Genomic DNA, 7,937 nt, shown 5'->3' with positions numbered 1-7,937 from the left:
CGATCCCAATCGATAAGAATATTTATTTGACTAAAAAATGTAGCTTTTATCTTTCTTGTACGTAAATCACAAATGCTATCTGCAAAAGTAGCTGTTCTTTGTAGTTTCATAACTTAAATATAAGCTAACAAACAATGATATAAAACCTAAGTTTGGGTCTTTGTTTTTGTCATGTACCTTGCAACGGTCTTTAAACACAAATAACTCCTAAACTGAAATACAAGAAGCCTCTTTAGCTTCAAGTTTCAGTCAACTAAATAACCATTAACGAATGCTATCCAATATAAGGTTCAACGATTTATAAGCAATTAGAACAAGCTTTTGTTATATTTGTGAAAACGAAGAAAAGAAATGTTTAAAGTCCTTAACCTACTAATCATAATAGCAATGCTTATTAGTTGTAGTCAAAAGCCTAAAAAATTCAAACATACAAACGAACTTATTCACGAAACAAGTCCGTATTTATTACAACATGCGCACAACCCTGTTAATTGGCATGCTTGGAATGAAAAAACACTAGCACTCGCCAAAAAAGAAAATAAACTAATTTTAATTTCAGTTGGATATTCAGCCTGTCATTGGTGTCACGTTATGGAGCGGGAGAGTTTTGAAAATGATTCCGTAGCAAAAATAATGAATGAAAATTTTATCAATATTAAAATTGACAGAGAAGAAAGACCCGATATCGATCAAATTTACATGACAGCTGTACAATTACTAACTCAAAGTGGAGGTTGGCCATTAAATTGCGTAGCATTGCCAGACGGAAGACCATTCTGGGGAGGGACTTATTTCCCTAAAGACCAATGGATAAGCAACCTTACAAAAATAGCAGAACTCTACAAAAAAGACCCTAAAAAACTAGAAGAATACGCTGAAAACCTGACCAAAGGAATTAAGGATTCAGAGACAATAACACTCAATTCTGACAAACCACTATACACCAAAAAGATCCTTGAAACGACAGTACAAAATTGGTCTAAAAGTTTTGATCACAGCTTAGGAGGGATGAACAGCGCTCCTAAATTCCCAATGCCCAACAACTATCATTTCTTACTGCGTTATGCAGAACAAACAGATAATGTAGAACTAAAAAAATACACGAACAATACTTTAAAAAAAATGGCTCTTGGTGGTCTATTTGATCAAATTGGTGGTGGGTTTGCAAGGTATTCAACCGATAAAAAATGGCATATTCCACATTTTGAAAAAATGCTATATGACAATGCTCAATTGGTAAGCTTATATTCTGATGCCTATTTAATAACTAAAGATGAGCTTTACAAAGAAACTGTTTATCGAACATTAGATTTTATCGAAAGAGAATTAACAAATAAAGAAGGTGCCTTTTACTCATCTTTAGACGCTGACAGTACTAATGAGCACAACGAATTAGAAGAAGGCGCTTTTTATGTATGGACGCAAGAAGATCTAAAAAAAATTATAGGTAAAGATTTCGCTTTATTTTCTAAATATTACAACATCAATGATTTTGGTTTTTGGGAAGACAACAAATACAATTTGATTCGTACTCTTAATAACAAAGAGTTCTCAAAACAACATCATATTACTTTAAGCGACTTAAAGAATAAAGTCAAGAAGTGGCAAAAAATACTGCTAAAAGAAAGAGGGGAAAAGGAAAGACCTAGACTAGATGACAAATCCCTTACTTCATGGAATGCCCTGATGCTAAAGGGCTATTTGGATGCCTATCGCGTATTTGATGAACAAAACTACTTAGATATCGCTTTAAAAAACGCCAATTTTATAAAACATAGGCAAATCCGAAAGGACGGAGGCTTAAATCATAATTATAAAAATGGAAAAAGCAATATCAACGGATATCTTATAGATTATGCAAGCGTTATTGACGCTTATATTTCTCTCTATGAATTAACTTTAGACCAACAGTGGCTGAACACAGCAAAAGACCTTACAGACTATTGTTACACTCATTTTTACAATGAGAAATTAAAAATGTTCTACTTTACATCTGATGAAGATAAAAATCTAATAACTCGTAATATTGAAATTAACGACAATGTGATTCCTGCATCAAATTCAATACTAGCCAATTCTTTGTTTAAACTTGGACTGTATTTTGAAAATAAAACATACACAAGTACCAGTAAACAAATGCTAAATAATGTGATTCCTGATATAGAAAACTATGGAATTGGTTATTCTAACTGGCTGCAATTATACAGTAATTTAACCAGCGAATTTTATGAAATTGCCGTTGTAGGAAAAGAGGCTCCAGCAAAAATAAAGGAATTAAACCAATTATACATTCCTAATAAAATTATTGCGGGAAGTACAATTCCAAGCGACGAACCCCTATTAAAAAACAGATTTTCTAAAAACAAAACAATGCTCTATATTTGCGTAGAGGGAACTTGTAAACTACCTGTTTCTTCTGTTAAAAAAGCAAGTTCGCAACTGAATATTTTAATTCAATGAAAATAGCGGAAATGACCCTCGCAATATTTGTAGCATTGACACCTTTTTATATTTAAAAATGTATTTAAGGACTAGGCCGAAAGGATTAGAAAAAAAATTAAAGAAAAGACAAAAGTGCTCACAGAAATTCAAGGTTTATACAACGGTTTTTTAACAATCTGTATTCTTTTTGATCAGTTCTTTTTAAAAGCCCTTTGCTAGATTATTCCACTTGTCAGTCGTTAATGTGGCAGGAATTTATGGAAGCACAATCCAAACCAATATGTTCAAGAAGTTTGAACACTAACCGAAATTAAAATCGTATTTATAAATATCTTTAAAATTTAAAAAAATGAATGAATTAGAAAACTTAACAAAAAACATTAACAAATTTGATTATGGCATATTTATAGAGTTTGCTTTTAAATATGGTGTTCAAATTTTGATTGGACTATTAATTTTAATTATTGGATTATGGATTATTAAAAAGCTAGCAAAAGTAATCAATGCCGTTATGGCGAAAGCAAAATTAGATGCTAGCTTGGTACAATTCTTATCGAACTTGATTACTTGGACACTAAAAATAGTGTTATTTATAAGTGTCTTAAATCAATTTGGAATTGCAACAACTTCTTTTATGGCAATTATTGGAGCTGCTGGTCTGGCAGTTGGTTTAGCACTACAAGGATCATTTAGCAATTTTGCAGGAGGAATTTTAATTCTTCTTTTCAAACCCTTTAAAGTAGGTGATTTTATAGATGCACAAGGAGAAAAAGGTGATGTAAAGGAAATTCAAATATTTGTAACTAAATTAATTACTCTCGAAGGTCGAGTAGCTATTATACCTAATGGTATTTTATCTAATGGAACTATAAAAAACTATACGGACGAGGGAAAATTACGTGTAGACATTGCAATAGGAATTAGTTATGATTCAGACATCAAACAAGCGAGAAATATTTTAATGGAAGTATTAGAAAACCATCCATTAACACTTAAAGACCCTGCTCCTAGAATATTAGTAACAGATCTTGGAGATAGTTCTGTTAATCTAGGTTTACGCCCTTGGTCTAAACCAAAAGACTATTGGACAGTCTATTTTGATTGCATTGAGTCTTGTAAAGAAGCCTTAGACAAAGCAAATATCACTATACCTTTCCCACAAAGAGATGTACATGTGATTTCTAAATAACAAATAAATATTGATTATTTAGACAAAAATAAGCGGCTTTTAATTAAAGCCGCTTATTTTATTTCTGTCTAAAATAGATTGTAATTGGCACTCCTTTAAAATCGTAAATTTCTCTCATTTTATTTTCCAGATACCTTCTATATGGCTCTCTTATATACTGCGGTAAATTAGCAAAAAAAGCAAACTGTGGTGTATACGTAGGCAACTGCATACAGTATTTGATTTTTACAAACTTTCCCTTTATTGCAGGAGGAGAATATTGCTGGATAATATCCAACATCGTTTCATTTAATTTACTAGTAGTAATTCTACGTTTTTTGTTTTCAAAAACCTCAACAGCTGTTTCAATTGCTTTTAATAAACGTTGCTTAGTAACTGTAGATGTAAAAATTACAGGCACATCTGTAAAAGGAGCGATTTCTCTTTTTACAACCGCTTCAAACTCTTTCATCGTATTAGTTTCTTTATCCTCAACTAAATCCCATTTATTAACTAATATAACAACTCCCTTTCTATTCTTTTCAGCCAACCAAAAAATATTCTGATCTTGAGCTTCAAATCCACGAGTGGCATCAATCATCAATATAGCAACATCACAATGCTCAATAGCTCTAACTGCCCGCATCACAGAATAAAACTCCAAATCTTCTGATACTTTTGATTTTTTTCTAATCCCTGCAGTATCAACCAAATTAAATTTAAATCCAAAACGAGTATATTCTGTATCAATAGCATCACGAGTTGTACCTGCAATATCAGTAACAATATTTCTTTCTTTTCCTATCAAAGCATTGATAAAAGAAGATTTCCCTGCATTAGGACGACCAACTACCGCAAAACGAGGTAACTCCATTTTCCTTTTTTCTTCATCATCAATAAACTCCACAGGTTTTGGCATATCTTTTACCAAAGCATCTAATAATTCACCTGTTCCAGACCCATTTATTGCAGAAAACGTAAATAGCTCCCCTAATCCAAGATTATAGAATTCATAGGCGTTTTCCTCTCTCATTGCGTTATCAACTTTATTGATTGCTAAAAAGACAGGTTTTTTTGATTTACGCAATAATTTCGCCACAGCATCATCCATTGGGGTTACCCCTTCAGTAACATCTACTACAAAAATAATAACATCACATTCTTCCAATGCCAATTCTACTTGTTTGCGAATTTCACTTTCGAAAATATCATCAGATCCGACTATATAACCTCCAGTATCAATCAAAGAAAACTCCTTTCCATTCCAATCACTTTTACCGTAATGTCTATCACGGGTAACTCCACTTACCGAATCAACAATAGCGTCTCTTCGTTGAACAAGTCTGTTAAATAATGTCGATTTTCCTACATTAGGTCTACCTACGATGGCTACAATAGTATTCATTGTGTGTTTTTAATTTTTTGCAAAATTACGTTTTTTTCTGTTGCCAACCTCAGGAATTGCTTACTAGTCATTATAATGGGTTTGTTTAGAACTGAATTCCTCCTTTGTATATAGGTGTCAGAATGCATATAATTGAAAATACCACATTATAAAAACGGCTACTCTTTTAGGAGATTCATAGGCTACTTATAAATCTAAGAACAAACACATGCTTGTCACAAAAAGGGAAACAATTTCAAACAAGCATAAGTAATTTAAGTTAGGATTGTAAACTAACAGTAAATCTATTTCCTGAAATTCACTACCTTTCTACTCTAAGTCACTACTTATGAAAGAAGAAAAAAACAGTGCAATTTATTTGCGCCCAAGGTTTAGAATAGAGCTAGACAAAAACAAAACCGATTTATTAAATCGTTTCAATTCTGAATTTAAAAGTCATGAGTGTAAATTCTCAGGAAAAATAATAGATGACCATGTTGTTATTGACATCCCTAAAAAAGAGAATCACTTTTGGTCTCCTCAACTACACTTAGAAATAGAAGCTCTAGACAAAGAACGATCTATAGCCAAAGGTCTTTTCGGTCCTAAGCCACAGGTTTGGACTTTATTTATTTTCTTACACTCAGCTATCGCTTTTACTTTTATTAGCGTACTAATTTATGCTTACACCAAATGGATCTTAAAAGAAGATATAACGATGAGTATTTGTATTTTAATAGCCTTACCTATACTTTGGTTTGTGCTATACTTTTTCGGACAGTTAGGAAAAAAAACAGGTCACTCCCAAATGGAGAACCTGCATAATTTTATGATGAAAGTTTTAAATAAATAAACCTATTCTTTATATCCAAATCTTTTTAACTGACGAGAATCATTTCGCCAATTTTTATTCACTTTTACATAAAGATCTAAAAATATTTTTTTGTCGAAAAATTTCTCTAAATCTTTTCTTGCCTCAGTTCCAACTCTTTTTAGAGCAGAACCTTTATGACCTATGATAATTCCTTTTTGAGTTTCACGCTCTACCATAATAATGGCACGGATTTTTATGATTTTTTCATCTTCAAAAAACTCTTCTGTTTCGATTTCAACAGCATACGGTATTTCTTTTTTGTAATACATCAGTATTTTTTCACGAATACATTCATTTACAAAAAACCGTTCTGGCTTATCTGTCAATTGATCTTTTGGATAAAATGCAGGCGACTCGGGTAGAATTTCTAAAATTTTATTCAATACTACATCAATACCAAAGTTTTCCAATGCTGATATTAAATACACATTTGCATTTGGCACTTTATCTTGCCAATAAGCCAACTTAGTTTCAACCTCTTCTTGGTCAGATTTATCAATTTTGTTAATCAGCAACATTACAGGAATTTTAGCATTTTTAATTTTACTAAAAAACACCTCATCCTTTAATTCCAATTCACCAACCTCAACCATATAAATAAGGATATCAGCATCATCAAAGGCTGATTTTACAAAATCCATCATTGATGTTTGTAAATCATAGGCTGGTTTTATGATTCCAGGAGTATCTGAAAACAAAATTTGAAAATCATCTCCGTTGACAATTCCTAAAATTCTATGTCTAGTCGTTTGTGCCTTTGAAGTAATTATAGACAAACGTTCCCCTACTAAGGCATTCATCAGCGTCGATTTTCCGACATTAGGATTTCCTATAATATTTACAAAACCTGCTTTGTGTTTCATGGTATTTATTTAAAAAGCAAAGATACTCTCTTTTAATGGAGTTGAAAATTTATATTCGTTAAGTTTAATTTTCACAAAAAGACTATGAATCAGAAACTTGACGATCATTAAAAAAATTTCGATTTTAATTTGGAAAAAACAATTTAAATGATGTATCTTTGCAGCACAAAATCGCGGGATAGAGCAGTAGGTAGCTCGTCGGGCTCATAACCCGAAGGTCACTGGTTCGAGTCCAGTTCCCGCTACTAAAAAAGCTTCAGTAAAACTGAAGCTTTTTCTTTTTACAAAAGTTTTTTTGCTAGATTAAGTACTACTGGATGGGTTGTAAAAGTTGCGAGAGTTTCTTTTGTTCTCAAAAGAACTACAAGCTTGTTAACTGATCTATCACTATCCTTTTATAAGTACGACCAATTGGAATTTTATGGTTGTTTTCAAGATAAACATAGCTGGAGGAAGTCTTGACTATTTTTTCAGTGTTTATTAGATGGGATTTATGAACTCGTATAAAACCATGAGCCACCAACTTGTCTTCCCAATACTTTAACGGCTCAGATGAAACGTGTTTTTTAACTGCCAAACAAACATCTGTATAATCACCATCTGCATTTACAAATAAGATAGAACTAATCTCCACCTTAAAATACTGGTGACCAGACTTTATATAAACACAAGGATTCGATTTTTTTAAACCCTGAGAACTTTTGGTCTCAGAAACTTTTGAAACTGCTTTAACAAAGCGCCCGAAAGAAAAAGGTTTTAACAAATAATCTACAACTGCTAATTCATAACTCTCTAAAGCATAATCAGAAAAAGCTGTTGTTAGAATAACTTTAGGAGGGTTTGTTAAGGATTTTAAAAATTCTATCCCAGATAACCTCGGCAGATGAATATCTAAAAAAATTAGATCTATTTTCAAAGATTCCAAAGCCTCCAAAGCCTCCAAAGCCAAAAAAGCATTTGAAAAAACACCAACAAGATTCATTGAATCAGCATCTTTAATGTATTTTTTTAAAATACGTTGAGCAGGTAATTGATCTTCAATAATAATACAATTTATCATTCCACCACTTGGATTCAAGGTTGTAACGCAACAAAGCGTTAATAATTTTTAGTGATTCAATACTCAAATATAGTGATTATAATATTGATTTTATTTCGTGGCATTATTGAAATAGAATAACTCTCCTACGTCGAGTTATTTCCAGT

The 7,937-nt window shown here is 32.0% G+C and carries 6 protein-coding genes and 1 tRNA gene; 4 read left to right on the top strand and 3 right to left on the bottom strand.

Going from position 1 to position 7,937, the window contains the following annotated elements:
* The first annotated feature begins 387 nt into the window (after positions 1-387).
* Both V5787_RS09405 and V5787_RS09400 read left to right on the top strand, forming a co-directional pair.
* Positions 388-2,460, top strand: a complete 2,073-nt coding sequence (locus V5787_RS09405; protein WP_336892982.1) for a thioredoxin domain-containing protein — start codon at positions 388-390, stop codon at positions 2,458-2,460.
* A 331-nt stretch (positions 2,461-2,791) separates the two neighbouring features.
* Entirely contained in the window at positions 2,792-3,631 is an 840-nt protein-coding gene (locus tag V5787_RS09400; RefSeq protein WP_336892981.1) for a mechanosensitive ion channel domain-containing protein, read from the top strand.
* 58 nt (positions 3,632-3,689) lie between these two features.
* Here V5787_RS09400 and der read toward each other — a convergent pair whose 3' ends face one another.
* Positions 3,690-5,015, bottom strand: coding sequence for a ribosome biogenesis GTPase Der (der, locus tag V5787_RS09395; RefSeq protein WP_336892980.1), 1,326 nt, complete (start codon positions 5,013-5,015; stop codon positions 3,690-3,692).
* 328 nt (positions 5,016-5,343) lie between these two features.
* On the opposite strand from der, the gene V5787_RS09390 reads away from it, so the two are divergent.
* Positions 5,344-5,847: a GTP-binding protein gene (locus tag V5787_RS09390; protein ID WP_336892979.1), complete on the top strand. Its 504-nt coding sequence runs from the start codon at positions 5,344-5,346 to the stop codon at positions 5,845-5,847.
* Between the two features lie 2 nt (positions 5,848-5,849).
* Here the strand turns inward: V5787_RS09390 and era are convergent, their stop codons facing one another.
* Positions 5,850-6,731, bottom strand: a complete 882-nt coding sequence (gene era, locus V5787_RS09385; RefSeq protein ID WP_336892978.1) for a GTPase Era — start codon at positions 6,729-6,731, stop codon at positions 5,850-5,852.
* Positions 6,732-6,903: 172 nt separating this feature from the next.
* On the opposite strand from era, the gene V5787_RS09380 reads away from it, so the two are divergent.
* Positions 6,904-6,976 (top strand) — tRNA-Met (locus tag V5787_RS09380).
* A 116-nt stretch (positions 6,977-7,092) separates the two neighbouring features.
* Here the strand turns inward: V5787_RS09380 and V5787_RS09375 are convergent.
* On the bottom strand, positions 7,093-7,791 hold the full coding sequence (locus V5787_RS09375; RefSeq protein WP_336892977.1) for a LytTR family DNA-binding domain-containing protein: 699 nt from the start codon (positions 7,789-7,791) through the stop codon (positions 7,093-7,095).
* Positions 7,792-7,937 lie beyond the last annotated feature (146 nt).

Origin of the sequence: Flavicella sp., assembly GCF_037132785.1 — a bacterium.
In the GTDB taxonomy this organism is placed as follows: Bacteria; Bacteroidota; Bacteroidia; order Flavobacteriales; family Flavobacteriaceae; genus Flavicella.
This window is presented reverse-complemented; position numbering and strand designations above follow the sequence as displayed.